Consider the following 26,867-nt stretch of genomic DNA (forward strand, 5'->3'; position numbering starts at 1 on the left):
TCAGATCGCGGCCAGTCCGCGGCCGATGATCAGCCGCTGGATGTCGCTGGTGCCCTCGTAGATCTGCGCCACCCGCACGTCGCGCCAGATCTTCTCGACGATGAAATCGGCCACGTAGCCATAGCCGCCGTGGATCTGGATCGCGTCGGAGCAGACCTTCTCGGCCATCTCCGAGGCGAACAGCTTGGCCATCGCCGCCTCGGTCAGGCACGCCTCGCCGGCGTCGCGCAGCCCGGCGGCGTGCAGCAGCAGCTGGCGCGCGGCGGCGATGCGGGTCGCCATGTCGGCGAGCCGGAACTGCACGGCCTGGTGGTTGATGATCTCCGTGCCGAACGACCGGCGCTCCCCGGCGTAGGCCCGCGCCGCCTCGAACGCCGCGCGCGCCATGCCGATCGACTGCGCGGCGATGCCCAGCCGGCCGATCTCCAGATTGCCGAGCGCGATGCGGTAGCCCTCGCCCTCGGCGCCGAGCATCGCGTCGTCGGGCACGACGCAGCCTTCGAGCGCGATCTGGCAGGTGTCCGAGGCGCGCTGGCCGAGCTTCGTCTCGGTCGACGCCACGCGGTAGCCCGCCGCCGCGGTCGGCACGATGAAGCAGGAGATGCCGCGCTTGGCCGACGCCGGATCGGTCACCGCGAACACCAGCGCGACGTCGGCGGTCCGCCCGGAGGTGATGAACTGCTTGATGCCGTCGATCACCCAGGCGCCGTCGCGGCGCACCGCGCGGGTCTTGAGCGCCGAGGCGTCCGACCCGGCCTGCGGCTCGGTCAGGCAGAACGCGCCCAGCATCCCGCCCGTCGCCAGCGGCCGCAGCCAGCGCTCCTTCTGCGCGTCGGTGCCGTAGGCCAGCAGCGCGGCGCAATCCGGCGAGTTGTTGACGCTCATCATCGTCGAGACCGCGCCGTCGGCGGCGGCGATCTCCTCCAGCGCCGTCACGTACGACACGTAGTCGGCGCCGGCGCCGCCCCAGCGCTCCGGCACGCACATGCCCATGAGGCCCAGCCGTCCCATCTCCAGCCGCGTCTCCCGAGGGATCTCGCCCGCCGCCTCCCACGCCCGCGCGAACGGCGCGATGCGCTCGCGCGCGAAGTCGCGGGCCATGTCGCGGATCATCCGCTGGGTCTCGGACAGGATCATGCGTTCGCTCCCGCGCCGGCGCCCCGCCGGCGCCTCACCACGGCAGCTCGGCGCCGGAGAAGTCGAAGAACTTGCCGGTATCCGCCGGCGTCAGTCGGTCGATGACGGCGGCCATGCCGGCGATGCTCTGCGGAATGCCGACGGGGGCCTGCGCGCCGCCCATGTCGGTGCGCACCCAGCCGGGATGCAGCACGGCGCAGGTCGTGCCGCGGCCGCGCGTGTCCTTGGCGAGGCTCGACCAGCCCATGTTCAACGCCGCCTTGCTGGAGCGGTAGGCGTAGCGTCCGCCGTCGTTCAGCGCGATCGAGCCGAGGCGGCTGGAGATCGCCACCATCCGCTTCCCGGTCGAGGACGCCACGTGCTCGAGGAACGCCTCGGCCAGCTTCACCGGGCCGAGCGCGTTGACGACGAAGGTCCGCGTCCACACCTCGGGATCGATCGAGCCGAGATCGCCCGCCTCGCGCCCGGCGATGCCCGCGTTGGCCAGCAGCAGGTCGACGGACTGCCCTTCGAGCCGCGCCGCCAGCGCCGTGATGCCGGCCCAGTCGGCCGCGTCGAGCGCGTGGCGGACGACGTCGCCGCCGACCGCCTTGAGTGCCGCCGCCTCGGGGTCGCGGGCGCAGGCGTGCACGCGCCAGCCGGCGCCTGCGTAGTGCTTGACGAACTCCAGCCCGAGGCCGCGGTTGGCGCCGGTGATCAGCAGCGTCGGCATGTCCGTTCTCCTCCGGTGCGATGGACGGCGTCGCGGGCGCTCAGCCGCCCTTGAGCAGGCGCTGGCGCTGGCGCTGCCAGTCGCGCGCCTTGGTCGTCGCCCTCTTGTCGTGCAGCTTCTTGCCCTTGGCGAGTCCGAGGTTCAGCTTCGCCCGCCCCTTGGCGTTGAACTCGATCGTCAGCGGCACCAGCGTGTAGCCCTGACGCTCGACCGCGCCCATCAGGCGGTTGATCTGGCGCCGGTGCAGCAGCACCTTGCGCCGCCGCCTGGGCTCGTGGTTGTTGCGGTTGCCCTGCGCGTACTCCGGGATGTGGGCGTTGACCAGCCAGATCTCGCCGTCGGTCACCTCGGCGTAGGCGTCGGCGATGTTGCTGCGCCCGCCGCGCAGCGACTTCACCTCGGTGCCCGTCAGCTCCAGGCCCGCCTCGAAGCGCTCCTCGATGAAATACTCGTGCGACGCCTTGCGGTTCTGCGCCGCGATGCGTCCCTCGATCAGCGCCGCGCGCGCCATGTCCTTGGTCCTCTGACGGAACGGGCCGCGCCGACGAAGCCGGCGCGGCCCGCGTTATGGATCGGGGCGTCAGTTCAGCAATCCGGCGAACTGCATCGCCTCCTTGTCCTGCTTCTTGGTGCCCGCGGCGCACTCGACCAGCGGCAGCCGCAGCTCGGCCGAGCTCTTGCCGATCAGCTCGCAGGCGTACTTCACCGGCGCCGGGCTGGTCTCGACGAACAGCGCCTTGTGCAGCGGCATCAGGCGCTCGTTGAGCTCGCGGGCCTTGTCGAAGTCGCGCGCCTTCCAGGCGTCGTGCATGTCGCCGAGCATGCGCGGCGCGCAGTTGGCCGTGACCGAGATGCAGCCGTCGCCGCTCTGCGCCAGGAAGCCGAGCGCGCTGGCGTCCTCGCCGGAGAGCTGCACGAACGCGTTGCCGGCCTTCAGCCGCGTCAGCGTCGGGCGCGCCATGTCGTAGCTGGCGTCCTTGATGCCGACGATGCCCTTGACCTTCGACAGACGGACCACGGTGTCGACCTGCATGTCGCCGCCGGTGCGCGGCGGCACGTTGTAGAGCAGGATCGGGATGTCGACCGCCTCGGCCACCGCCTTGAAGTGCTGGTACAGGCCTTCCTGGGTCGGCTTGTTGTAGTACGGCACCACCAGCATGGCGGCGTCGGCGCCGGCCTTCTTGGCGTAGGCGGTCAGCTCGATCGCCTCGGCGGTGGAGTTGGACCCGGTGCCGGCGATCACCGGCACGCCGCTGCCCTTGGCGGTCTGCACGCACACGTCGATCAGACGCTTGTGCTCGTCGTAGTCGATGGTCGGCGACTCGCCGGTGGTGCCGCACGGCACCAGCCCGTCGGTCCCCTCCTCGATCTGCCACCGCACGAATTTCTCGAACGCCTTCTCGTCCACCTTGCCGCCGCTCATGGGCGTGATGAGGGCGACGAGCGACCCGCTGAACATCATGGTTCCCTCCCGGCCGCGCGGTTGACCGCTGTCGGCGACGGCGCACCCTACAGCCGCGCCCGCGGAGCGGCAACCCGGCCGCCGACTTCCGCGAAGCGCCGCGCGCGCGATGGACAGTCCGCGCTCTCGCGGTTACGATTCAATGGTGTACCGACGCCCGCTCAAACCTCCACGTGAAGCCGTGACGACGGCGCGCGCGGCCCTGTTGGCCGGATTGTCGGCGGTCGCGCTGGCCGCCGCGCCGGCCGCGCTCGCCCAGGTCACGATCCTCAAGGGCACGCCGCCCGCCGCGCCGGCGCCGGGCCCGGCGGCCCGCGAGCCGACCTCGCCCGGCCCCGCGATCCACACGCCCGGCGGCGGCGCGTCCGGACCGGGGATCGCCACGCCGCCCAGCCAGCCCGGCATGGGCGCGATTCCCGGTGGACCGCTGCGGCCGCTCGGCGGCGGCGCGCTCCCGCCCGGCGGCGGCACCGCCGCGCCGAAGGACGGCACGACCGTGGCCGAGGCGCTGGCCCAGGTCGCGCCGCTGGCGGCCGACGCCGCCGGCGCCCTGGCCGCCGCGCTCAAGGCCTCGGACGAACAGCGCTGGGACGAGGCGCGCGCCGCCGCCAAGGCGACCCGGGTCGCGATCCTGGCGAAATACGTCGAGTGGTCGATCCTGCGGCAGCCGAAGAACGACGCGGGCTTCGCCGAGGCCGCCGCGTTCCTGCGCGGGAACCCGGACTGGCCCGACGACCTGGCGATCCGCCGGGCGGCGGAGGACAAGCTCGGCGTCGAGACCGCGCCGCGCGACCAGCTCGCATGGTTCGAGGCGTTCCCGCCGCTCACCAGCGCGGGGATAATGCGCCGCATGGAGGCCGCCGAGGCGGCCGCGCCGGCCAAGGTCGCGGCGTTCGCGCAGGAGAGCTGGCGCGTCGGCACGTTCCGCAACGCCGACGAGATCTCCTTCCTCGCCCGCTACGGCCAGCACTTGCGGCCGGACGACCACCTCCAGCGTTTCAACCGCCTGCTGCGCGAGGGCAAGGACAAGGTCGCGCGCGATCTCGTGCCCAAGCTGGCTGAGGACGACCGCAAGGTCGCCGAGGCGCGGCTGGCGCTGCAGCAGCGCGCGCCCGAGGCCACCGTCGTGCTGCGCGCCGTGCCGGCGGCGCGCCAGGGCGACGGCCGCCTGCTGCTCGACCGCGTCCGCTTCCTGCGCCGGTCCAACGACCTGGCCGGCGCGCGCGCGCTGCTGCTGTCGCTGCCCGCCGATCTGCGTCAGGACGACGACTGGTGGACGGAGCGCCAGAGCGCCGCGCGCGACTCGCTGCAGGCCAACCGCGCCGAGGAGGCCTACAGGCTGGTGTCCGCGCACGGGCTGACGCCGCGCGGCATCGCGTTCGCCGAGGCCGAATTCCTCGCCGGCTGGATCGCGCTGCGCTGGCTGAAGAAGCCCGACGAGGCGCTGAAGCGGTTCCAGACGCTCGAGGAGAACGTCGCGACCGCGCTGTCGAAGAGCCGGGCCGCCTACTGGATCGGCCGCGCCCACGAGGCCGCGAAGCGCGCCCGCGAGGCGCAGGCCGCCTACGAGAAGGGCGCCCAGTTCAGCCACACCTTCTACGGCCAGCTCGCGGCCCGCAAACTGCCGGGCGGCGCGCTGCGCTACACGCCGGACCCGGTGCCGACCGCGCTGGAGCGCGACTCCGTCGAGAAGCGCGAGATCGTCGCGGTCGCGCGCTGGCTGCGGCAGATCGGCGAGGACGAGCGCGCGCGCCCGTTCCTGCTGCGCGTCGGCCGCCTGTCGCAGAGCGCCGGCGAGATCGGTCTCAGCGCGACCATCGCCCTCGACATGGGCCGGCCCGACGTCGCGCTGGCGATCGCCCGCCGCGGCGCGGAGGCCGGCATCGTCTTGACGGAGGCGGCGTTCCCCGTCGTCGACATGGGCTCGACCGGCTCGGTCGAGCGCGCGCTGGCGCTGGGCCTGGCGCGGCAGGAGAGCGCGTTCAGCACGTCCGTCGTATCGCCCGCCGGTGCGATGGGCCTGATGCAGCTCATGCCCGGTACGGCGCGGCAGGTGGCGCAGAAGCTGGGCCAGCCCTACGACCAGGACCGCCTGCTGCGCGACCCCGCCTACAACGTCGCGCTGGGCTCGCACTATTTCTCGGAGATGCTGGAGAAGTTTGGCGGCTCCTACGAGCTGGCGCTATCGGCCTACAACGCCGGTCCCGCGCGCACGGCGCGCTGGCTCGACACGATCGGCGATCCACGCACCGGCGCCATCGACATGGTCGACTGGATCGAGCTGATCCCGTTCCGCGAGACCCGCAACTACGTGCAGCGCGTGATGGAGGCGGTGGTCGTCTACCGCGACCGCCTCAACGGACCGTTCCGCGCCGTGCCGGCGCCGCGGCCGCGCTGACCGGAGATGGACGCGCCCCCCGCCCTCCCCGGAATCCGCGTCTGCGTGTTCGACGCCTACGGCACGCTGTTCGACTTCAACTCGGCGGTCGCCCGCCACCGCGACGAGATCGGCCCGCAGGCCGACCGGCTGTCGGAGATGTGGCGGACGAAGCAGCTGAGCTACACGTGGCTGCGCAGCCTGATGGGCGCCTACGCGCCGTTCTCGCAGGTGACCGCCGAGGCGCTGGACCACTGCCTCGCGGCCTGCGGCGTCGACAAGCCCGGGCTGCGCGGACGGCTGATGGACGCCTACCGCGCGCTGTCGCCGTTTCCGGAGGTGGTGGCGACGCTGCGCGCGCTGAAGGCGGCGGGCATGCCGACGGCGATCCTGTCGAACGGCGATCCCGCCATGCTCGACGCCGCCGTCCGAAGCGCCGGCATCGCCGAGCTGCTCGACGCCGTGCTCAGCGTCGATTCGATCAAGGTGTTCAAGACCGACCCGCGCTGCTACCGGCTGCCGACCGACCGTTTCGGCGTGGCCCCGCGCGAGGTCTGCTTCCTGTCGTCGAACTGCTGGGACGCGCACGCCGGCGCCCATTTCGGCTACCGCGCGCTGTGGGTGAACCGCGCCGGCGCGCCCGACGACAACCTGCCGGGCGAGATCGCCGGCCAGTTGTCGACGCTCGCCGGGCTGCCGGCGCTGGTCGCCTGAGCGGGCCTAGGCCCGATCGCGCCAGCCGTAGTTGAAGCTGACGGAGATCCGTTCGCCGGCGTGCCGCGTGGCCGGCACCTCGTGGCGCAGCCAGCTCTCGAACAGCGTGGCCATGCCCGCCCGCGCCGGCACCGTGACGAACGACCGCCGCCGGGGTGGCAGGTCGCTTCGGCGCGGCGGCGCCGCCATCAGCATCGACAGCCGCGGATCCTCGAACTTCAACCCGGCGGCGCCGCGCGGCGTCGCCACGTAGTAGGTGCCGCTGATGAACGACAGGGGATGCAGGTGCGAGCCGTGCGCGACGCCGGCCGGCATCACGTTGGCCCAGCAATCCGTCATCTCGAGCCGGCGGCCGCGCAGCTCGTAGCCCAGCGCGTCGGCGAAGTCGCGCACCACCTTCGCCAGCCGGCGTTCCAGATCGGTGAACGGCGCCGACACGCGGTGGAGCTTCGACAGCGTCGCGTACGAGGTGTAGCCGCCGACGTAGTTGACGTCCGACCATGCCCGGCCCGGCGCGTCGTGCAGGCGCAGCGCGTCGATCGCGTCGCGCAGCCGTCCGTTGAAGCCGGCGACGTCGCGGCCGCCCAGCGGCGCGCGGTGGATCAGCGTGGGAAATAGCTTCAGATCGGGCATCGCCGCCCTTCTAGCCGACGGCGCGACGGCCGGCGAGGCCGCCGCGCGCGGCCTCAAGACGGGAAGAGCCGCCGGAGGCGTTCCGGCGGCTCTTGGAATTCCACGGACAGGCCCGGCGCCACGGCGCCCGGCCGTCCTCGATCGCTAGCGCTGCGGCGTGGTCGCCGCGCCGACGCCGGCGCCAATCGCGCCGCCGACCAGTGCGCCACCGACCACCGACAGGCCGCCCGTCGCCGCGCCCACCGCGGCGCCCGCGGCCGCGCCCATGGCGCCGCCAGTCACGGCGCGCTGGCCCCAGGTCTCGCCGCACGCCGACAGCGACAGCGTCGCGAGCGCCAATCCCGCGATCGTCGCGGCAGTCTTCGATTTCATGACCATACGCTCCTCCACAATTCCATCTGTGTGCCGTCGGGCAGGATCTCCCCCCGCGCGCTGGACGGACCAAGGTTGAGCCCCGGGCGTGGCGACAATATGGCGGTCGCGAGGCGCGGCGTCGACCGGATCGGGACGCGCGATCAACGGCTTATCCCCCGTCACGCGAAGCGGCCGCGCCCAGAGGACGCGGCCGCTTCCACGTTACGCTACGCCACTCGAAACCCTAGCTGCCGCCCTCTTTCTTTGGCATCGTCAGCACGCCGACGCCGGCGCCGAGAGCGCCACCGATCAGCGCGCCGCCAAGCAACGACAAACCGCCTGTCGCCGCGCCGACCGCCAGACCCGCCGCCGCGCCGATGCCGCCACCCGACGCCGCGCGCTCTCCCCATGTGTCGCCGCAGGCGCCCAGGACGAGCCCCGCCGCGACGAGAAGAGCCAATGCCCTTTTCGTCATTCCATTCTCCGGAAAATTCTTAAAAGGGCGGCAATCACGCGCCGCCGAATGCTGAGGGGTACGCGGGCCCCGAGTACTTTGGGGGAAGGAGGGGCCCATACTACGCTTTGTTCTGAACGCTCCCACAATTGAGGGGGGTGGGGTTCGGGAGCGTTCTGTTTATGACTCGAAGATAGCGCCTTAGAGTCTTGGAATCAATACATTTTTTTGGAATCAATTCCGAGTCGAATTTGAATCTGATTTCAATGGGTTAGCCGATTTCGCGCGTTTCCATCGCCGCGCGCCCGCGCCAGCGAATTCCCCGTCAGCGCACGCACCACGGAATCGCTACGCCGGCGCGTCCCGGCCGCCACCGACATCCGGCAGTTCGAGGGCCGACCGCAGGCGTCCAGCGCCGCGGCGGTAGAGCGTCGACTCCGCGACGCCGGCCAGCAACCCGGGATCGGGCGCGAAATCCGGCACGCGCTTGTTGAACGCGATGGCGCCGCAGCCCGGCACCCTGCAGGGTGGCTTGTCCTTCGGGCACGAGGCGAACGAGCAGAGACGGCCGAGGTAGCGGTCGGTGCCGGGCTCGAACAGGAAGACGTCGAGCTGGTGGCCGACCACGCTGACGCCCTTGCCCGCCTCGTAGGCCGCGCGCAGGGCGCGGTCCGTGGCGCGGCGCAATTCGCCGAGCCGCCGCTGCGACGAGATCCAGACCGCCATGTCGAGGTCGCCGCATTCGTGCCAGATCTCGACGCGGGCGCGGCGGAACTCGCTGAACCGCGGGACCTCCTTCCACAACGCCTTGGCGACGGCGCCGATCACCGCCACCGCGTCGATCTCCGGGAACGCCATCCAGGCATCCGTCACGACATCGGCGGCGCGGCGGAATTCGCGCTGGCGCTCGACCATGCGGCGGTCCTCGGCGTCGATGGCGGCGCGGCGCATCCCTACTCCAGCAGCTTCATGAAGTTGCGCTTGCGCGCAAAGCGGAGCTTGAGCGACGCGATATGCTCGGCGTGCTCGGCCGCGCTCCGCAACGTCGCCATGCGGGCCAGCAGTCTCGCCGCCTGGGCGTAGGCGCTGTCGCCACCGACCGTCGCGAAGAACTCGACCTCCGGCGCGTAGACCGCAAGCGCCTCGCGCGGATGCGTCGTCTCGGTCGCGCGGGCGAGATCGGCCACCGACGCCTTCGACGCGCCGTGGGCGTGCGCCACCTCCCACGCCGCGTCGAACATCCGCTCCCGCTTCAGGATCTCGACGACGACGTCGACGAGACGGCCCGCGCGACCGGGGCCGTCCTCCACGAGCCTCGCGCGGAGAAGCGCGATCGCCCACGCGCCCGCCTCCTTGCCGCCTGTCTTGCGCAGGCGCTCGTACAGCTCGGTGTTCGGCGACTTCTCGAACGCCCGCCGCAGGAGCGCGACGGCGTCGGACTTCCGCCGGGCCTTCGCCAGCAGGTCGGCGGTGAACAGCACGAGCCGGTGGTTCGGCGGGCCGTCCTCGAACATCCACAGCCCTTCCTCGGCGCGCCGCAGCGCCTCGTCGGCGCGTCCCTGCGACAGGCAGAACTCGGCCAGCGCCTGATAGTTCGACGGCGTCGACAAATCCTTGGCGCGCAAGGCGATGCGCAGGTCGACATCGCCGTCGCGCTCGGCGAAGGCGTCGAGGATGTCGATCGAGGCGTGCGGTACCTCGAAGGCGTCGTCCGCCGGATGCCGCCCCGCGCCGCGCCCGCCGGCGCGCGCCGGCAGCTTCTCCCACGCCTCGGTGGCCAGGCGGCGGTACTCGGCCAGCCCTTTCGCGCCCAGGATCTCGGCGTAGACCCACGCGGCGCGGTGGAAGACGTCGCCGGCACCCTCCGTCTCGAGCCGGTATAAGGTCGCGCGAGCGCCACCGGATCCGGCCGCGCGACCCCCGCGGCGGCGAGGTGGATGTCGCGCGCCCGGGCCAGCGACGCGCCGCAATAGCCGTCGGAATCGTCGACCGACTCGATCGCCGCGGCGATCCGGTCGATCGCCCGCTGCGCCAGCGCGAGCGCCACGCCGGCGCGTCCGGCCGCCGCCAGCTCGGCGACGGCGTCGAGCGCTGCGTCCACGCCGGCGGCCCAAGCCGGCACGGCGTGGTACTCGACGTAGCTCCGCACGCGCGTCGCGTCGTCGATCGCCTTCCGCAGCCGCGCCTCGACGGTCTTGTCGTCGCCGGCCAGCGCCGCCGCCGCGAGGTCGAGCTTGCGGAAAAGGGCCCGGTCCCGCTCGGCGAAGCCGACGACCATGTCGACCAGCGCGTCCACGCCCTTCGCCTTCAGATGCGCGCGGATGCGCGGCAACGCGTCGACGGTCGCCCCGGCATCGCCGCCAGCGGCGTTCGCGGCCAGCGCGACCGCGACCATGTGCTTGCAGAAACCGCGCTCGAAGGCGGGGCACGAGCACTCGCCGCCGATGCCGGCGCCCCGACCGGTGACCTCCGTGCGGTAGTCCTCGCCGCCCGCGACCACGGCCAGCACGCGCCCGGGTTCGATGGCCAGTATCTCGACCTGGCCGCGTTCGACATAGGCCTCGCCCCGCGCGAACACCTTGTCGCCGGCGAACCGCCGCAGCGCCGCCACGTCGAACCGGGGCTTGCCCTTGCTCCTCATGGCGGGCGCGACCGCCCGTCGGTCTCGATCAGCCGGGGCGCGTCCTCGAACGGGACGTCGGCGTGCAGGCGCCACCACTGGCCGGTATGCCGCCGCCACATGACGTCGAACCGGACCTCCGCCGGGTGCGCCTCGGCGTGGTCGAGGCGCGCGAACGGCTCGTCGAACTCCTCGCGGGCGTTGTCGGCGAAGCCCGAGCGGTAGCGGGTGATGAAGCTGTATTTGCTTCCCCGCCACCGGCCGAGGATGCCGACGGGATCGTTGAGCGTGGTGGGTTTGATCTCGGGCAGGAACCGCGGCTTCAGGACGTCGACGATGAAACGCTCGCAGGCCGCGGTAAAGGCGGCCTTCTTCTCCGTGGTCAGAGCATTATCCCACGCCCGTTGCGTCACCGGTTTCACCACACCTGCACCCGCTCCACGCGGCGTCGCGCCGACCGCGGGTTCAACGTGCCTCCGGCACCGGCGGGATTCAATCCCGGGGCTGTGGGCGGCCCGCCGGCGTCCGACGTCGTCTCAGGCCGGGAAGGCCGCCGCGTAGACTCCGGCTTGAAGCCGACGAGGACGCGGCCGCCGGCGACCAGCACCGGCCGCTTGATCATCGAGGGCTGCGCCAGCATCAACGCGATGGCCCTGGCCTCGGTGAGCCCGGCCTTGTCGGAATCCGGCAGCTTGCGGAACGTCGTGCCGGCGCGGTTGAGCAGCGTCTCCCAGCCGACGGCGCGCACCCAGCGCGCCAATGTCGCGCGGTCGATGCCCGCCGCCTTGTAGTCGTGGAAAGCGTAGGCGACACCGCGCGCGTCGAGCCAAGCCCGCGCCTTCTTCATGGTGTCGCAGTTCTTGATGCCGTGGATGGTGGTCGTACCGGCCATCTTTCCCTCGTCGACGCGACGCCCGGCGCGCGTTTCAGCCGAAACTCGCGCGGTGGGCGAGCGATTTTGTACCCGACCTTGCCGGCAGCGACGACGCCCAGGAGCGGACCGGCGTCCAAGTCTTGGTGGTCGGCCCACCTCAGGACGTCCGCCAAGCTGAAAAACTCAACCAACGGGTTGACAATAGGTGATCATGATTTCACTCTCAACCAAATGGTTGAATTAGAAACCACCCGGCTCGACGCCGTCTTCCACGCGCTCGGTGACGCCACCCGCCGCCGGATGCTCCGCGACCTGACCGACGGCGAGCGCAGCGTCGGCGAGCTGGCGGCGCCGTTCGACATGTCGCTGGCGGCGGCCTCCAAGCACGTCAAGGCGCTGGAGCGTGCCGGGCTGGTGCGGCGTACCGTCAAGGGCCGCACCCATCTCTGCCGCCTCGACGCCGCGCGTCTGGCGGAGGCGCACCGATGGATCGAGTTCTACCGCCGGTTCTGGGAGCGCCGCCTCGACGTGCTCGAGGATCTCCTGCGCCGGGAAGACGCCGCCGATACCGATGGACCCAAAGGAGACGAGCATGACTGACACCGCCACCCTCGCCGCCTACGGCGTCGTGACCGAACCCATGGCGGTGCGCATCGAGCGCATGCTGCCCGGCCCGATCGAGCGGGTCTGGTCGTATCTGACCGACAGCGAGTTGCGCGGCCGCTGGCTGGCGAAGGGCGAGATGGACCTCCGCGTCGGCGGCCGGGTCGAGCTGATCTGGCGCAACGCCGAGCTCACGCCGCACAACGAGACGCCGCCGGAGGGACACAGCGCCGAGCACCGGATGGAGAGCGTGATCACCCGCCTCGACCCGCCGCGCCTTCTGGCCTTCGGCTGGCAAGGCGGCGCCGAGGTCACGTTCGCGCTGGAACCGGTCGGCGACCAAGTTCGTCTTGTGATCGACCACCCCAAAAACTCCCGGCCCCGCATGCTGCTGCGCCGGGGCGTCGGCGGGCTGGCACGCCCCCCTCGAGCGGGGCGGGCCCCTGGGGAGCGGGCGCGTGCCGGGCCCGTTCTGGCCCGCGTGGCAGCGCCTGCGCGACGAATACGACCGGCGCCTGCCGCGCTCAGCGTTCGATGCCCCCGCCGCGGGCCCGGCCGGCGCGCCCGCCGCCGCCCCGCGGCGCCGCCCTCCCACTCTCGATCGTGCCCGGCGGCTTGCTGGTGATGTCGTAGGTCACGCGGTTGACGCCGCGGACCTCGTTGATGATGCGGGTCGCCACCCGGCCGAGGAAGGCGTGCTCGAACGGGTAGTAGTCGGCGGTCATGCCGTCGGTCGAGGTCACGGCGCGCAGCGCGCAGACGTGGTCGTAGGTGCGGCCGTCGCCCATCACGCCGACGGTGCGCACCGGCAGCAGCACGGCGAAGGCCTGCCAGATCTCGTCGTAGAGGCCGGCCTTCCTGATCTCGTCGAGATAGACGGCGTCGACCCGGCGCAGCAGGTCGAGCTTCTCGCGCGTGATGTCGCCGGGGATGCGGATCGCGAGGCCGGGTCCGGGGAACGGATGGCGGCCGACCATGTCGGCGGGCAGGCCGAGCTCGCGGCCCAGCGCGCGCACCTCGTCCTTGAACAGCTCGCGCAGCGGCTCGACCAGCTTCATGTTCATGCGCTCGGGCAGGCCGCCGACGTTGTGGTGGCTCTTGATCGTCACCGACGGCCCGCCGGTGAAGCTCACCGACTCGATCACGTCGGGATAGAGCGTGCCCTGGGCGAGGAAGCCGGCGCCGCCGATCTTCTTGGCCTCCTCGTCGAACACGTCGATGAACAGCCGGCCGATGGTCTTGCGCTTGATCTCGGGATCGACCACGCCGGCCAGCTCCTTGAGGAACAGGTCGCTGGCGTCGCGGTGGATCAGCGGGATGTTGTAGTGGTCGCGGAACAGCGTCACGACCTGCTCCGCCTCGCCCATGCGCAGCAGGCCGTGGTCGACGAACACGCACTGGAGCTGGTCGCCGATCGCCTCGTGCAGCAGCACGGCCACGACCGACGAATCGACGCCGCCGCTGAGGCCGCAGATCACCTTCTGCTTGCCCACCTTCCGGCGGATATCGGCGATGGCGCGCGCCTTGAACGCGCCCATGGTCCAGTCGCCGGCGCAGCCCGCGATGGTGCGCGCGAAGTTGCGCAGCAGCTTGGCGCCGTCCGGCGTGTGCATCACCTCGGGATGGAACTGCACGCCGTAGAAGCGGCGCGCCTCGTCGGCGACGGCGGCGAACGGCGCGTTCTCGCTGGTGGCGATCACCTTGAAGCCGTCCGGCAGCCGCGTGACGCGGTCGCCGTGGCTCATCCACACCGGCTTGTGGTCGCCGGGCTTCCAGACCCCGTCGAACAGCGCGCTGTCGGCCTTGACGTCGATCTCGGCGCGGCCGAACTCGCGGTGGTGGCCGCTTTCGACGGCGCCACCGAGCTGGGCAGCCATCGCCTGCTCGCCGTAGCAGATGCCCAGCACCGGCACGCCCGAGGTGAACACCGCCTGCGGCGCCCGCGGCGTGTGGGTCTCGGTCACCGACGCCGGCCCGCCGGACAGGATGATCGCCTTGGGATCGAAGGCCTTGAGCTTGGCGTCGTCGAGCGCGTTGAACGGGTGGATCTCGCAATAGACGCCGGCCTCGCGCACACGTCGGGCGATGAGCTGCGTGACCTGCGAGCCGAAATCGACGATCAGGATGCGATCGGACATGGGCGCCTTCTCCGGGGCGCGCGACATCGGCCGCGCCAACGAGGGAGCGGGTTGTTAGCAAACGCGGGCGCCGGGCTCAACGCGGGCCGGGACCCGCGCTGGGGAGAACCGCCGGGGAGCGCCCCCAGCCCCGCCCCCAAAAGGCCCCTACTTGACCGACGAGAAGGGGGGGGGCCCGCGGTTTGGGGACAGAGGCTAGCGACTGGCCGTCGGCCTCGGTCTCGGCCCGCTTGGCCAACCACTCCGGATCGGTCGCAGATCCGGCCCATTTCTTCTCGCGGTCGGCCAGCGAGTCCCAGGCCAGCAGGTAGTACAGCTCCTGGTTGGATTCGCCGATCGCGGTGGTCCAGAAGCCGGCCTGCTTGATGCCGTGCTTCTCCCACAGCTTCAGCGTGATGGTGTCGAAGCGCTTAAGCAGCGCCGGCAGCCGGCCCGGCAGGCAGCGGTAGATTCGCAGCTCGTAGATCATCGCGTTTCCCTTCCCTCTCGATCGATGTCGTTGGATTCGTTCGCGTCGCTACGCCAGCCCGAGGCGCTGGCGGAACGCCTGATCGCGCAGCGACGCCTCCGTGCCCGCGAGGTCGTCGGCCGCGGGCGCGCAGAGATAGACCACGGCCCGCGCGGGATGGTCGACCGGCGCCAGATCGCCGCGCGGGATCTGGCTGACCCGGTTGACGCCCGAGGCGCGGATGGAGACCTGCATGTCAGTGTCGACCGTGCCCGGCGACAGGCCGAACACGCGGATGCCGGCGGCGCCGTGCTCGAGCGCCAGCGACGTCGTCAGCATCGCCAGCCCGGCCTTGCCGGCGCAATAGGCGCTCCAGCCCTCCAGCGCGTGGTGCGCCGCGCCGGAGGAGACGTTGATGATCGTGCCGCCGCCGCCCGCCAGCATGCCCGGCAGCGCGGCGTGGATCACGTGGTAGGCGCCGACGAGGTTGATCTGGATGTTGCGCGCCCACGCCGCCGGATCGGTCGCGGCGATGGCCGCGATCGGCTCGATGACGCCGGCGTTGTTGACGACGATGTCGAGGCCGCCGAAGCGCGCGCGCGTCTCGGCCACCATGCGCTCGACCGACGCGTGGTCCGCGACGTCGCAGGCGGTGGCCGCCGCCTTGCCGCCGGAGGCCACGATGTCAGCCGCGACCTTGCTTGCCAGCGCGCCATCCCGCGCCGCCAGCATCACGCCGGCGCCGGCCTTGGCCAGCGCCGCCGCGACGGCCGCGCCGATCCCGCGGCTGGCGCCGGTCACCAGCGCCGTCTTGCCGTTCAAACCCATACGATCAGATCCCCCCGTCTGCGTTCCGCCGCGCTCCACCGTACGACGCCGAACCACGGCGACGATAGTGCTTCCGTCACCGGCGACGGCGGAGGCGAAGCCGGGTCGCGACACCGGCGCGGGCCGCCCGCCTTGACCCGGCCGGTCGAAGCGGCATAGCCTTTTGCATCCTGGTTTTCCTCCACGCGTGCGTCCGAGCGTTCCGCGGCAACCGCGGCGAGGAACAGTCCATGGCGACTTTCGCCGGTTCCGAGAAATTCGACGCCACCGGCGCGCGTCGCGACGCGATGACGCTCCGGCACACGTCGCGTCCCGGACGGAAGACGTAGGCGTAGCGCATCGCGGTCGCAGGGCGGGTCCAGTCGATCCGCCGACGGGGAGAGCGGAGCATGGCCAGCATCGGTGGCGGCGCGGGCGACGACGTCCTGACGGACTCGACGCTCCCCGAAGGCAACGACAGCTTCTTCGGGTTCGGCGGCGCCGACACCATGACCGCCACCTCGGGCCACGACACGATGTACGGTGGCGCCCAAAACGACACGATGGACGGCGGTGCCGACATCGACACGCTGTACGGCGACAACCAAGACGACCTCCTCTACGGTAGTTCAGGCTTCGACGCGCTGTACGGCGGCGACAACGACGACGACCTGTTCGGCGGCTCGGGCAACGACACGATGTACGGAGGAACGTCCGAGGACTACCTCCACGGCGCCGGCGACGGCGACACCATGTACGGAGACCAGGGCAACGATTCGCTCGACGGCGTCGACGGCGACGACATCCTGTTCGGCGGCGACAACGCCGATATCCTCGAGGGCGGCACCGAGAACGACACGCTCTACGGCGGCGATTTCTCCGACAGCCTGTTCGGCAGCGACGGCGCCGACATCCTCTACGGCGACCTCGACCTCGATTCGCTCATGGGCCAGGGCGGCGACGACACCGCCTATGGCGGTGGCGCGCTCGACCGCATCCAGGGCGATTCCGGGAACGACACGCTGTTCGGTGACGACGGCGACGACGACATCTCCGGCAGCGGCGACGAGGACTGGCTGTTCGGCGGCACCGGCGACGACAAGATCGAGGGCGGCGACGCGAACGACCGGATCGAGGGCGGCGCCGACAACGACACCGTCACCGGCGACGCGGGCGACGACATCCTCGAGCTGGACACCGGCGACGACACCGCCGCCGGCTACGAGGACGACGACAGGATCGGCGGCTGGGACGGCGACGATCTGCTGTTCGGCGACCAGCCGCTGGGCGACACCCTGGAAGGCGTGGCCGGCGACGACACCATGGTCGGCGAAGGCGGCGCCGACACGATGTTCGGCGGCGGCGGCAACGACACGATGGCCGGCCACACCGACGAGCCGACCGAGGAGGCCGATCAGGCGGACACGATGTTCGGTGAGGCCGGCGACGACCTCCAGATTGGCGGCGATGCCGGCGACACGCTCTACGGCGGCGACGCCAACGACACCCTGGTCGGCGGCGGTGTTCCGGAGGTACCGCTCATCCTCGCCGACGGTGACGACGCCCTGTTCGGCGGCCTCGGCGACGACACGATGCGCGGCGATGGAGCCAACGACTTGCTGGACGGCGGCGCCGGCAACGATCTGGCGGACTACAGCACCATCACCGGCCCGCTGGTCGCCACGCTGAGCGGTGGCGGGACGGTGACGCTCGCGGTCGATGGCGTCGACACGTTGATCGGCGTCGAGGGATTGGCGGGCGGCGCATTCGACGACACGCTGACCGGCGACGGCGTCGCAAACGTGCTCGGCGGCAACGGCGGGGACGACACGCTCGACGGCGCCGCTGGAAGCGACACTCTCTACGGCGGGCTGAACGCCGATCTGTTGTTCGGCGGAGGCGAGGACGACACGCTCGTGGGTGATGGCGGCGCCGACGCTCTGTTCGGCGGCGAGGGCAACGACCGGTTCGACGAGGCGGCCGACGGCGCCGCTGACACGATGAACGGCGGCTACGGCGACGATTTCTACATCCTTCGCGAGGCCGGCGAGATCGTCGACGAGAACTCCCCCGGCACCGCAGGCCTGGACACCGTCTGGGTGTCCTTCACCAACTACACGCTGACCACCGGCACCGAGGTCGGCGCCGTGAACTTCTCCGGCCCCGCCATCCTCACCGGCGAGGGCGACCGCAACACGCTGTTCGGCGAGGCCTCGCAGGACACCCTGTTCGGGCTGGGCGGGTCGGACTACCTCTACGGCTTCGGCGCCGACGACACGCTGTACGGCGGGCTGGGGCCGGACTTCCTCTACGGCGGCTCCGGCAACGACACGCTCGTGGGCGGCGAGGACAACGACTACTACCGCCTCGACGATGGCGGGGCGGACACCATCGTCGAGGTGGCGGATGGCGGCGTCGACCAGGTGTGGGTCAATTTCTCCGGCCACACCATGCAGGCCAACGTCGAATGGGGCGTGCTCAACTTCGATACCGCAGGCGACCTGACGGGCAACGCCATCGACAACACGCTCTACGGCACCGACGGCGTCAACACGCTGATGGGCGGCGGCGGCAACGACAATCTGCTGGGCTACGCCGGCATCGACGTGTTGCACGGCGAGGACGGCGACGACGTGCTCCAAGGCGGGCTCGACGCCGACACGCTGTACGGCGGGGCCGGCAACGACGCCTTCATCGGCGGCGGTGGCGCGGGCAACACCTATTTCGGCGGGACCGGCGACGATTTCTTCAGGGTGGACGCCGCCGGCGACGTGGTCAGCGAAACCGGCGGCTCCGGCATCGACACCGTGTGGGTCTCCGTCACCGTCGACTACGTCGCCCCGGACGGGATCGAGAACCTCGCCGCGAACATCGGCACGGCGCTCAACCTCACCGGCAACGGGCTGGACAATCTCATCCAGGGCAACGACGCGGTGAACACGCTCAGCGGCGCGGCCGGCAACGACACGCTGCAGGGCTTCGACGGCGCCGACCGGCTGATCGGCGGGGCGGACCGCGACATCCTCAGCGGCGGCGCCGGCGCCGATGTGTTCGCCTATGCGCTGGGCGACGGCAACGATGTCATCGTGGACTTCAACTTCGCAGACGGCGACCGCGTCGACCTGACGGGAATCTCCTACATCGGCAACGGCGCGACGGCGGACGTCGCGATCCTGTCGGCCGACGGCGGCGCGACCACGTTCACGCTCTCCGCCAACAACGGCTACAACTGGACCGGCGCGGAGTTCATCTGACGGCGGCGCGCAGATCGCGCCATCCATAGGCGATCTCGCGGATGTCGGCGCCGCCGAACCGCTCCGGACGCTCGCCGAGCCGGACGCCGCCGAGCGCCTCGTAGAAGAACCGCGCCGGATTGCCGTCCAGCACCCAGACGATCGCCGCGCCGTGGCCGCGCCGCGCCATCCAGGCGAACGAGGCCTCCATCAGCGCCCTGCCCGCACCCTCGTTCTGGCGACCGGGCTCGACGTAGAGCCGGTAGATCTCGCCGCCCTCGAGGAACGCCTTCGACGCGGCGCGCGCCGGACCGACGGTCGAGAGTCCGAACACGCCGCTTTCGTCCTCCGCGACCAGCGTCGCGCCGGCCGACTCGTGCTGGAGTTCCCGCGCCCACGCCGCGGCCTGGCGGACGTCGGACATCCCGACCAGGACCATATCCGGCAGCAGGCCGGCGTAGGCGTCGCGCCAGGAGTCGACATAGACCCGCGCCAGCGCCGCGGCGTCCTCGACTACGGCCGGACGGATGCGCACGGTCCGCTCCGGCCTACGCCGCCGCGGCTTTGGTGGCGGCCCGCTCCAGCACCGCGACGAAGAAGCCGTCCGTCCCGTGCCGCGCCGGCGTCAGCCGCAGATACGGTCCCGAGGTGCCGTCCGCCGGCAGCGGCGTGCCGACCGTTCCGCCCCAGAGGTTGGCGACCGGCAGCGGCGTGAATTCCGGATGCGCGGCGAGGAACGCGGCGACCACGTCCTCGTTCTCGTCCGGCAGCAGCGAGCACGTCGCGTACACCAGCCGGCCGCCGGGTTTCACGAGCTTGGCGGCCGTCGCCAGGATCTCGCCCTGCTTCGGCGGCAGCTCGGCCAGATCGAGCGGCGTCAGCGACCAGCGTCCATCGGGATTGCGCCGCCATGTCCCGGTGCCGGTGCAGGGCGCGTCGACCAGAACCCGGTCGAAGCCGCCGGCGTGGCGCTTGATCCATTTGCGGCCGTCGGCGTCGAGCACGCGCCGTTCGACGTTGTGCACGCCGGCGCGGCGCAGGCGCTGGCCGGAGCGGTCGAGCCGGAACGCCGCCACGTCGCAGGCCACGACCCGGCCCTTGTTCTCCATGCCGGCGGCGATCGCCAGCGTCTTGCCGCCGGCGCCGGCGCAGTAGTCGACGACTTGCATGCCGGGACGCGCGTCGACCAGGAACGCCACGATCTGCGAGCCCTCATCCTGGACCTCGACCAGCCCGTCGCGGAACGCCGGCGACGTCACGACCGAGGGCCGTCCTTTGAGGCGCAACCCCAGCGGCGACAGCTTGGTCGGCGCGCCGTCGACACCCTGCTCGCGCAGCAGGCGTTGGGCGTCGCTACGCACGCCCTTCAGTGGATTGACCCGCAGGTCCACCGGCGCGGCCTCGTCGAGCGCCCGCACCTCGGGTTCGAAGCGGTCGCCGAACGCCTTGGCGAAATGCGGCGCGATCCACTCCGGCAGATTCAGCCGCACATGGTCGGGCTGCTTCGGATGGTCGAGCGTGTGGCCCTCGAGCCGCCGCAGGGTCGCCCGCTCCTTCTCGGTCAACGACGGCGCGCGGTAGAGCCCGACGTCGATCGTCTTCTCCATGCGGTCGACCTGGAGGCCCTCGGTCAGCACGCCGTCGGCGAACACGCGCATGCGCGCGCTGGGCGCGCCCTCGTGGCGAGCGTGGTCGAGCCACCAGTCGAGCTGGGCGCGGCGGCGCAACACGCCGTAGAGACGCTCCGTGATCGCCCGCCTGTCGCCGCCACCGATGAATTTGCGCGAGCGCAGATAGTCGCCGACGACGGCGTCGGCCGGTTTGCGCGGCGAGGCCTGGATCGCGTCGAGAATCTCGATCGCCGCGGCGAGTCGCGCGGACGGACTCACGGCCGGGCTCCCGAGTCCGCGGCGCGGCCGGAATTTGAATCCGCGTCGATTTGATGATACGAACCAGACACTTAACCGTTCTTTCTTGTGACGCGTGGGGGCCGGAAGATGGAGCCATCGGCGGACAGCGCCGTTCCTTCCACCCCGGCAGGCGAAAGTCAACGCGCGCCCGGCCGCGCGGCCAGCCGCCTCCGCGACGCCGCGACCGGACTGGCGCTGACATTGGCGACGCTGGTCGTCTGTTTCATCGTCCTGGAGGCGGCCGGTCGGATGATCGCGGCGCGCGCCTCGCTGTTCCGGTTCCAGAACTACATCACGGACTACCGCACCGCGCTGGGTCGCGGCCATCCCATGCAGTACGACGCGGAGCTCGGCTACGTCCCGCGTCCCAACTACAGCGGCAAGGAGAACCTCGACGGCGTCCAGTTCACCTACTCCGCCGACGGGCTGCGCCTGCACCACATCGGCGCGCCGCCGCGGGTCGAGACGCCGGCGATCCTCGCGGTCGGCGATTCCTTCGTGCAGGGCGCCGAGGTCGAGGACAACTCGTCGTGGCCCGCCCATCTGCAGCGCGCGCTCGACCGGCGGGTGCACAACGGTGGCGTCGGCGGCTACGGGCTGGACCAGATCACGCTGCGGGCCGAGCGGCTCGTGCCCTCGCTCAAACCGGCGGTGCTGCTGCTGGGATTCATCCCCGACGACATCGACCGCACCGAGCTCAACACCCGCAACGGCGTCGCCAAGCCCTACTTCCGCATCGTCGACGGCGGGCTGCGGCGCTTCAACGCGCCGGTGCCGCCGCCCGATCCCGCCGCCGGCAAGCTCGATCCCGTGCGCCAGATCCTCGGCTATTCCTATCTCGTCGACTTCACGATGCGCCGCCTCGGCTTCCTCGACTACTGGTACGGTGGCGTGGCCGGCGAGCACCGCGCCCATAGCGACGGCCCGGCGGTGGCCTGCCTGCTGATGAAACGCGCCGCGGCGCTGAAGGCGGCGCACGATGTGCGCGTGATCGTCGTCGCCCAGTACCCGCCGCAGGTCTGGACGCAACCACCGTTCCAGCGCGAGCAGACCCGCCGCGCCGCCGACGTGCTCGACTGCGCCCGCAAAGCAGGGCTGGAGACGCTGGACACGTTCGAGGGCGTACGCGCGGTCGTCGCGCGCGACGGCCACGGCCCCTACTACATCAACGGCCACATGAACGGCGCCGGCAACAAGCTCGTGGCCGGTCTGATCGCGGACTATCTCAAGCGCTGAGCGGCGGGCGTCCAACGCGCGATCGCACGCCGCGGCCCTCCGTCCGTTCCACCTCAACCCGAGCGCAGCGAGGGGTCTTGACGTGGCGGACGGCCCCCTCGCTGCGCTCGGGTTGAGGTGGAGAGGGACGGACGTGAGGTCCGCCCCCTACCCGTTCTGACGGTAGTTCGGCGCCTCGCGCATGATGTCGACGTCGTGCACGTGGCTCTCGCGCAGGCCGGCGCCGGAGATGCGCACGAACTCGCGGGTGGTCTGCATCGCCGCGATGTCGCCGTTGCCGGTGTAGCCCATCGCCGCGCGCAGGCCGCCGACGAGCTGGTGAATGACGTTGCCGACCGGGCCCTTGTAGGGCACCCGGCCCTCGATGCCCTCCGGCACCAGCTTCAACGTGCTCGCCACCTCCTGCTGGAAGTAGCGGTCGGCCGACCCGCGCGCCATGGCGCCGATCGAGCCCATGCCGCGGTAGGATTTGTACGAGCGGCCCTGGTAGAGCATGACCTCGCCCGGCGCCTCGTCGGTGCCGGCCAGCAGCGAGCCGATCATCGCGCAGTCGGCGCCGGCGGCGATCGCCTTGGCGAGATCTCCCGAGAATTTGATGCCGCCGTCGGCGATCGCCGGCACCCCCGCCCTATGGCATTCGTCGGCGGCTTCGAGGATGGCGGTGAGCTGCGGCACGCCGACGCCCGCGACGACGCGGGTGGTGCAGATCGAACCCGGCCCGATGCCGATCTTCACCGCGTCGGCGCCGGCGTCGATCAGCGCCTTGGCGCCCTCGCGCGTGGCGATGTTGCCACCGATGATCTGGGCGTAGTTGCTGAGCTTCTTGATGCGCGCGACCTGCCCCAGCACGCCGGCGGAATGGCCGTGCGCGGTGTCGACGACGATGACGTCGACGTCGGCGTCGAGCAGCGCCTCGGCGCGTCGGTAGTCGGTGTCGCCGACGCCGGTCGCGGCCGCCACGCGCAGGCGACCCTTGGGATCCTTGTTGGCGCCGGGGTGCTTGTTGGCCTTCTCGATGTCCTTGACCGTGATCAGGCCGACGCAGCGGTAGGCGTCGTCGACCACCAGCAGCTTCTCGATGCGGTGGGCGTGCAGCAGCCGGCGCGCCTCGGCGGCGCTGACGCCCTCGCGCACGGTGACGAGCTTGTCCTTGGTCATCAGCGTGTAGACGGGGGACGTGGGCTCGGTCGCGAAGCGCACGTCGCGGTTGGTCAGGATGCCGGCCAGCTTGCCGCCGCCGCGCTCGACCACGGGGATGCCGGAGATCTGGTGGTCGGCCATCAGCCGCAGCGCGTCGGCCAGCGTCTGGTCGGGATGGATGGTGACGGGATTGATCACCATGCCGCTCTCGAACTTCTTGACCCGGCGCACCTCGTTGGCCTGCGCCTCGATGTCGAGGTTCTTGTGGATCACGCCGATGCCGCCGAACTGCGCCATGGCGATCGCCATCGCCGCCTCGGTCACAGTGTCCATCGCGGCGGACATCACGGGGATGCCCAGTTCGACGGTGCGGGTCAGCCGGGTGCGGGTGTCGACCTGGTTGGGCAGGACTGAGGACGCGGCCGGCTTCAGGAGGACGTCGTCGAACGAAAGGGCTTCCTGAAACATGGCCATCTCCGGCGGTTGGGATGGCGGCCCGCGCCATCCTCGGGGGTCCCTAGGGGTGGCGCGGCATCATACACATCGCGGCCGCGATGTGAAGCGGACAACAAGATATTGTGTCGACGTGGAAAATCGAGTGATTCCAGCCCGTTGCCACAAATTCATACGGTGGCGACGAACCGGGCGCCGCCCAGCCGCCCGGACACGACGAGATCGACGAAGCGCTCGTAGAACCGCACGTAGTTCGCATGGGGATCCGCTCCAGACCCGCGCCGCGCCTCCTCGCGCAGGCCCCGGTACATCTCCAGGCGGGCCCGCAGGATCGGCTTCCATAGGACCGAGACGTCCTCGTGCGCGATCGAGTCAAACCCCGCGGCCGACAGCAGCGCGCCGTACTCGGCCGGCGTATGGATCGCCTTCGCGGCGATGCCCGTCGACATCAGCGCGCGATCGTCGGTCGTCAGCCCCGGCCCCGCCGTCCAGTCGGTGAACGCCAGACGGCCGCCGGTGCGCAGCGCCCGCCGCGCCGCCGCCAGCAGCCGCGGCTTGTCGGCGATGTGGAGAAACGCCTCCTGGCTCCACGCGATGTCGAACGCGCCGTCCGGCACCGGCGGCGCCGTGACGTCGGCTTCGATCACCGCGATCCGGCCGGCGAGTCCGACCCGCGCGTTGAGGTCCCGCGCGCCGGCGCAGCGTTTGGCGTTGAGGTCGACCGCCGTGACCTCGACGCCACGGACGACGACGTTGTGCCGCGCCGGGCCGCACAACCCGGCGCAGAGATCGAGCACGCGGTCGCCGGGCCGCATGCCGGCGGCCGCGGCCAGCGCGTCGTTGGCGTCGAGGCCGCCGTAGTGGTCCTGGTCGTGCGGCCATAGATCGGCGGCCGACAGGCCGTCGGGGTTCCACGCGCGGCTTGGACCTTCTCGAGGACCTGCGCCGCGGTGATCGGATGGTCGTCGTAGAACTGGACGACGTGGCGGTCCGCCATCGGCCGACCTTTCAGAGGCCGCCGATGAAATCGCGCTTGCCGATCTCGACGCCGCAATGGCGCAGGATCGCGTAGGCCGTGGTGCAGTGGAAATAGAAGTTCGGCATCGCGAAATGCAGGAGATAGATCTCGCCCGTGAAGGTCATCGGACTGCCGCCGATCTGCCGCGTGATCTCGCGCGCATCGCCGCCGTCGATCTGCTCCGGCTTGAAGGTCGCGAGATGCGCCAGCGTCCGCGCGACGCGCGCCTGGACGTCGGCGAAATTCGCCTCTGAATCCTCGAATTTCGGCGGTTCGACGCCGGCCAGCAGCGCCGACGTGTTCTTGGCGAAATCGGCGGCGATCTGCACCTGGCGCACCAGCGGCAGCATGTCGGGGAAGAGCCGCGTCTGCAGCAGCACGCCCTCGTCCATCTTCCTGGCGGCGGCGTGCGCGGCGGCCTTCTCGAACACCTTGCCGACCGCCGCGAGCTGCCGTCGGAACACCGGCACCGAGGCCGAGTACATCGAGATCGCCATGTCGTTTCCTCGCCCATCGGGGGATACCGGCCGATGTCCGGCCGGATGCGCGCGCAGGCAACGCCGAAACGACCGGCCCGTCAACCGCCGGCGCCGGCGCTCCCGCGGAATCCGGTGGCGACGACGAACATCTCCGCCGAATCGGCGCGGCTCGACGGCGGCTTCACATGCCGCACGCTGGCGAAGTCGCGCTTCAGCAGATCGAGCAGGCCGCGCTCCGTGCCGCCGCGCAGCACCTTTGCGACAAACGTCCCGCCGGGCTTCAGCACCTCGCGCGCGAAATCGTGCGCCGTCTCGGCCAGCGCCATGATGCGCATGTGGTCGGTCTGCGTGTGCCCCGTGGCCGGCGCCGCCATGTCGCTGAGAACCGCGTCGGCGGGCCCGCCCAGCGCCGCCTTCAGCATCGCCGGCGCGTCGTCGAGCATGAAATCGTGGTGCAGCAGCTCGACGCCGGCGAGCGGCTCGACCGGCGTGACGTCGATGCCGACGATGCGCCCGCCGGTGCGGTCAGGCGCGACGCGCTCGACCGCCACCTGGCACCAGCCGCCGGGGGCGCAGCCGAGGTCGACGATGCGCGCGCCGGGCTTGAGGAAATGGAACTGGTCGTCGAGCTCGCGGATCTTGAACGCGGCGCGCGAACGGTAGCCGCGGCGCCTGGCCTCGTGCACGTAGGGATCGTTGAGCTGGCGCTCCAGCCACAGCGTCGAGGAGATCTTGCGGCCCTTGGCGGTCTTGACGCGGACCGCCGCGTCGCGGCCGGTGAACGCGGTGCCGCCCTTCACGCCGCCGCCCTTCGATGCCCTGGCCATGTCGCGCCGTCAGCCCGCGGACGCGGCGGTGTCGTCGTCGAACCGGCGCAGCGGATCGCAGTCGCGGTCCGCCTGGCGCATCAGATCGGCCAGCACCCCCTCGCGCAGGCCGCGGTCGGCGACGACGATCCGCGGCACCGGCCAGCGCCGGCAGACCGCCTCGAGGATGGCGCCGCCGGCCAGCGCCAGCTCGGCCCGCTCCTCGCCGATGCACGGCTCCTGCGTCAGCGACGCCACCGACATGCCGGACAGCCGCGCGCAGATCCGCATGACGGCGTCGCGCGCGATCACGGTGCCGTCCACGGCGTTGCGCGCGTAGCGCCTCAGACCCATGTTGTGCGCCGCCATCGTCGTGACGGTGCCCGAGGCGCCGATCATCTGGACGCGGTCGGCCTCGATCTCCCGGCGGACGCCGTTGCGGGCGCAGAACGGCGCCAAGGCGTCGTCGATCTGGCGCAGCATCGCCTCGTAGACGCCTTCCGGCAGCGCCGCGTCGCGCGCCAGGCCGGTGGTGCGGGCCTCGGTCAGCGTGACCACGCCCCACGGGATCGACACCATGTCGCGGATCGCCGGATCGACGCCGCAGACGGTCGGCGGCCGGTCGTCGAGCGCGATCCACACGACCTCGGTCGAGCCGCCGCCGATGTCGACCAGCAGCGCCCTGGGCCGCGTCGGATCGAGCAGCTGCTGGCAGCTCGAGACCGCCAGGCGGGCCTCCTCGCGCGCCGAGATGACGTCGAACACGAGGCCTGTGCGCTCGCGGACGATGTCGAGGAAGGCCTGCCCGTTGGTGGCGCGCCGGCAGGCCTCGGTCGCGATATGCCGCGACCGCGTGACGCGGCCGCGGCGCATCTTCTCGGCGCAGACCTCCAGCGCCGCCAAGGTGCGGCCGATGGCGTCATCGCACAGCGCGCCGGTGTCGGTCAGGCGCTCCCCGAGCCGGACGGGGCGCGAGAACGAGTCCGTCACGTCGAAGCCGGTGGCCGACGCGTTGGCGACGAGTAGACGGCAGTTGTTGGTACCGAGATCGATGGCCGCGAACGTGTGCGCGAACCGCCCACGACGCCAGCCGCCGACATCGGCCGCCCCTTCCGACATGAAGCTTTCTCCTCGGGGCGATGGTACCGAAGCGCCCGCCATCGGGCGAGCGAATTTCCGGCCGAGGTGCCGCCCGGCGCTTGCCAAGCGGGGGCGCCCTCGCTAAATCATCGCCCGCGCGGCCCCCAGGCCCAAGCGCG

At 71.4% G+C, this 26,867-nt stretch carries 27 protein-coding genes and 1 pseudogene; 6 read left to right on the plus strand and 22 right to left on the minus strand.

The window, feature by feature from the left end:
* The 4 genes from IPK81_01575 to IPK81_01590 form a co-directional block, all read right to left on the minus strand.
* Entirely contained in the window at window positions 1-1,137 is a 1,137-nt protein-coding gene (locus IPK81_01575) for an acyl-CoA dehydrogenase family protein (protein QQS12989.1), read from the minus strand.
* A gap of 34 nt (window positions 1,138-1,171) precedes the next feature.
* Complete coding sequence (locus IPK81_01580) at window positions 1,172-1,849, minus strand: SDR family oxidoreductase (GenBank protein ID QQS12990.1); 678 nt, start codon at window positions 1,847-1,849, stop codon at window positions 1,172-1,174.
* A gap of 40 nt (window positions 1,850-1,889) precedes the next feature.
* Entirely contained in the window at window positions 1,890-2,360 is a 471-nt protein-coding gene (smpB, locus tag IPK81_01585; protein QQS12991.1) for an SsrA-binding protein SmpB, read from the minus strand.
* 69 nt (window positions 2,361-2,429) lie between these two features.
* Window positions 2,430-3,308: a 4-hydroxy-tetrahydrodipicolinate synthase gene (locus tag IPK81_01590; GenBank protein QQS14920.1), complete on the minus strand. Its 879-nt coding sequence runs from the start codon at window positions 3,306-3,308 to the stop codon at window positions 2,430-2,432.
* Window positions 3,309-3,453: 145 nt separating this feature from the next.
* On the opposite strand from IPK81_01590, the gene IPK81_01595 reads away from it, so the two are divergent.
* Together IPK81_01595 and IPK81_01600 are read left to right on the plus strand one after the other, a co-directional pair.
* Entirely contained in the window at window positions 3,454-5,709 is a 2,256-nt protein-coding gene (locus IPK81_01595; GenBank protein QQS12992.1) for a lytic transglycosylase domain-containing protein, read from the plus strand.
* A 6-nt stretch (window positions 5,710-5,715) separates the two neighbouring features.
* A complete protein-coding gene (locus IPK81_01600; GenBank protein ID QQS12993.1) occupies window positions 5,716-6,402 on the plus strand; it encodes a haloacid dehalogenase type II in 687 nt (228 codons plus the stop codon).
* A 6-nt stretch (window positions 6,403-6,408) separates the two neighbouring features.
* Here IPK81_01600 and IPK81_01605 read toward each other — a convergent pair whose 3' ends face one another.
* The 8 genes from IPK81_01605 to IPK81_01640 all read right to left on the minus strand — a co-directional run bounded on the left by IPK81_01605 (window position 6,409) and on the right by IPK81_01640 (window position 11,355).
* The gene (locus IPK81_01605) at window positions 6,409-7,035 is read right to left on the minus strand and encodes a hypothetical protein (GenBank protein QQS12994.1); all 627 of its coding nucleotides are present in this window, start codon (window positions 7,033-7,035) and stop codon (window positions 6,409-6,411) included.
* 144 nt (window positions 7,036-7,179) lie between these two features.
* Window positions 7,180-7,407: a hypothetical protein gene (locus IPK81_01610; protein ID QQS12995.1), complete on the minus strand. Its 228-nt coding sequence runs from the start codon at window positions 7,405-7,407 to the stop codon at window positions 7,180-7,182.
* Window positions 7,408-7,633: 226 nt separating this feature from the next.
* Window positions 7,634-7,864, minus strand: coding sequence for a hypothetical protein (locus IPK81_01615; protein ID QQS12996.1), 231 nt, complete (start codon window positions 7,862-7,864; stop codon window positions 7,634-7,636).
* Between the two features lie 327 nt (window positions 7,865-8,191).
* Entirely contained in the window at window positions 8,192-8,794 is a 603-nt protein-coding gene (locus tag IPK81_01620) for a hypothetical protein (GenBank protein QQS12997.1), read from the minus strand.
* A 2-nt stretch (window positions 8,795-8,796) separates the two neighbouring features.
* Complete coding sequence (locus IPK81_01625) at window positions 8,797-9,084, minus strand: hypothetical protein (GenBank protein QQS12998.1); 288 nt, start codon at window positions 9,082-9,084, stop codon at window positions 8,797-8,799.
* 11 nt (window positions 9,085-9,095) lie between these two features.
* Window positions 9,096-10,484, minus strand: coding sequence for an SWIM zinc finger family protein (locus IPK81_01630; GenBank protein QQS12999.1), 1,389 nt, complete (start codon window positions 10,482-10,484; stop codon window positions 9,096-9,098).
* Window positions 10,481-10,876 carry a hypothetical protein gene (locus IPK81_01635; GenBank protein QQS13000.1) on the minus strand — a complete coding sequence of 132 codons (396 nt, stop codon included), beginning with the start codon at window positions 10,874-10,876 and terminating at the stop codon, window positions 10,481-10,483. The genes IPK81_01630 and IPK81_01635 overlap by 4 nt, the downstream gene beginning before the upstream one ends.
* 5 nt (window positions 10,877-10,881) lie before the next feature.
* Window positions 10,882-11,355: an ArsC family reductase gene (locus IPK81_01640; GenBank protein ID QQS13001.1), complete on the minus strand. Its 474-nt coding sequence runs from the start codon at window positions 11,353-11,355 to the stop codon at window positions 10,882-10,884.
* A 213-nt stretch (window positions 11,356-11,568) separates the two neighbouring features.
* Here IPK81_01640 and IPK81_01645 point away from each other — a divergent pair, with 213 nt between their 5' ends.
* Window positions 11,569-11,937, plus strand: a complete 369-nt coding sequence (locus IPK81_01645) for a winged helix-turn-helix transcriptional regulator (protein ID QQS13002.1) — start codon at window positions 11,569-11,571, stop codon at window positions 11,935-11,937.
* Window positions 11,930-12,461, plus strand: a pseudogene (locus tag IPK81_01650) (SRPBCC family protein). Before IPK81_01645 ends, IPK81_01650 begins: the two are co-directional and overlap by 8 nt.
* Before the next feature lie 3 nt (window positions 12,462-12,464).
* On the opposite strand, the gene guaA reads toward IPK81_01650, so the two are convergent.
* The 3 genes from guaA to IPK81_01665 form a co-directional block, all read right to left on the minus strand.
* Entirely contained in the window at window positions 12,465-14,078 is a 1,614-nt protein-coding gene (gene guaA / locus IPK81_01655; GenBank protein ID QQS13003.1) for a glutamine-hydrolyzing GMP synthase, read from the minus strand.
* Between the two features lie 76 nt (window positions 14,079-14,154).
* Window positions 14,155-14,547 (minus strand): NIPSNAP family protein, encoded by a 393-nt coding sequence (locus IPK81_01660; GenBank protein QQS13004.1) that lies wholly within the window; start codon window positions 14,545-14,547, stop codon window positions 14,155-14,157.
* A 48-nt stretch (window positions 14,548-14,595) separates the two neighbouring features.
* A complete protein-coding gene (locus IPK81_01665; protein ID QQS13005.1) occupies window positions 14,596-15,354 on the minus strand; it encodes an SDR family oxidoreductase in 759 nt (252 codons plus the stop codon).
* 389 nt (window positions 15,355-15,743) lie between these two features.
* On the opposite strand from IPK81_01665, the gene IPK81_01670 reads away from it, so the two are divergent.
* On the plus strand, window positions 15,744-18,587 hold the full coding sequence (locus tag IPK81_01670) for a calcium-binding protein (GenBank protein ID QQS13006.1): 2,844 nt from the start codon (window positions 15,744-15,746) through the stop codon (window positions 18,585-18,587).
* Here IPK81_01670 and IPK81_01675 read toward each other — a convergent pair.
* Both IPK81_01675 and IPK81_01680 read right to left on the minus strand, forming a co-directional pair.
* Window positions 18,580-19,101 (minus strand): GNAT family N-acetyltransferase, encoded by a 522-nt coding sequence (locus IPK81_01675; protein QQS13007.1) that lies wholly within the window; start codon window positions 19,099-19,101, stop codon window positions 18,580-18,582. The two genes, IPK81_01670 and IPK81_01675, sit on opposite strands and share 8 nt — an antisense overlap.
* Before the next feature lie 13 nt (window positions 19,102-19,114).
* Entirely contained in the window at window positions 19,115-20,455 is a 1,341-nt protein-coding gene (locus tag IPK81_01680) for an RsmB/NOP family class I SAM-dependent RNA methyltransferase (GenBank protein ID QQS13008.1), read from the minus strand.
* Between the two features lie 270 nt (window positions 20,456-20,725).
* Between IPK81_01680 and IPK81_01685 the strand changes: the two genes are divergently transcribed.
* Window positions 20,726-21,712: a hypothetical protein gene (locus tag IPK81_01685; protein ID QQS13009.1), complete on the plus strand. Its 987-nt coding sequence runs from the start codon at window positions 20,726-20,728 to the stop codon at window positions 21,710-21,712.
* A 147-nt stretch (window positions 21,713-21,859) separates the two neighbouring features.
* Here the strand turns inward: IPK81_01685 and guaB are convergent, their stop codons facing one another.
* The 5 genes from guaB to IPK81_01710 form a co-directional block, all read right to left on the minus strand.
* Window positions 21,860-23,326: an IMP dehydrogenase gene (guaB, locus tag IPK81_01690; GenBank protein QQS13010.1), complete on the minus strand. Its 1,467-nt coding sequence runs from the start codon at window positions 23,324-23,326 to the stop codon at window positions 21,860-21,862.
* Window positions 23,327-23,475: 149 nt separating this feature from the next.
* A complete protein-coding gene (locus IPK81_01695; protein ID QQS13011.1) occupies window positions 23,476-24,120 on the minus strand; it encodes a methyltransferase domain-containing protein in 645 nt (214 codons plus the stop codon).
* Between the two features lie 193 nt (window positions 24,121-24,313).
* The gene (locus IPK81_01700; protein ID QQS13012.1) at window positions 24,314-24,820 is read right to left on the minus strand and encodes a DUF1993 domain-containing protein; all 507 of its coding nucleotides are present in this window, start codon (window positions 24,818-24,820) and stop codon (window positions 24,314-24,316) included.
* An 80-nt stretch (window positions 24,821-24,900) separates the two neighbouring features.
* Window positions 24,901-25,629 carry an RlmE family RNA methyltransferase gene (locus tag IPK81_01705; protein QQS13013.1) on the minus strand — a complete coding sequence of 243 codons (729 nt, stop codon included), beginning with the start codon at window positions 25,627-25,629 and terminating at the stop codon, window positions 24,901-24,903.
* 9 nt (window positions 25,630-25,638) lie between these two features.
* Entirely contained in the window at window positions 25,639-26,727 is a 1,089-nt protein-coding gene (locus IPK81_01710) for a Ppx/GppA family phosphatase (protein QQS13014.1), read from the minus strand.
* Window positions 26,728-26,867 lie beyond the last annotated feature (140 nt).

This window comes from Rhodospirillales bacterium (assembly GCA_016699855.1).
Taxonomy (GTDB): Bacteria; Pseudomonadota; Alphaproteobacteria; order Reyranellales; family Reyranellaceae.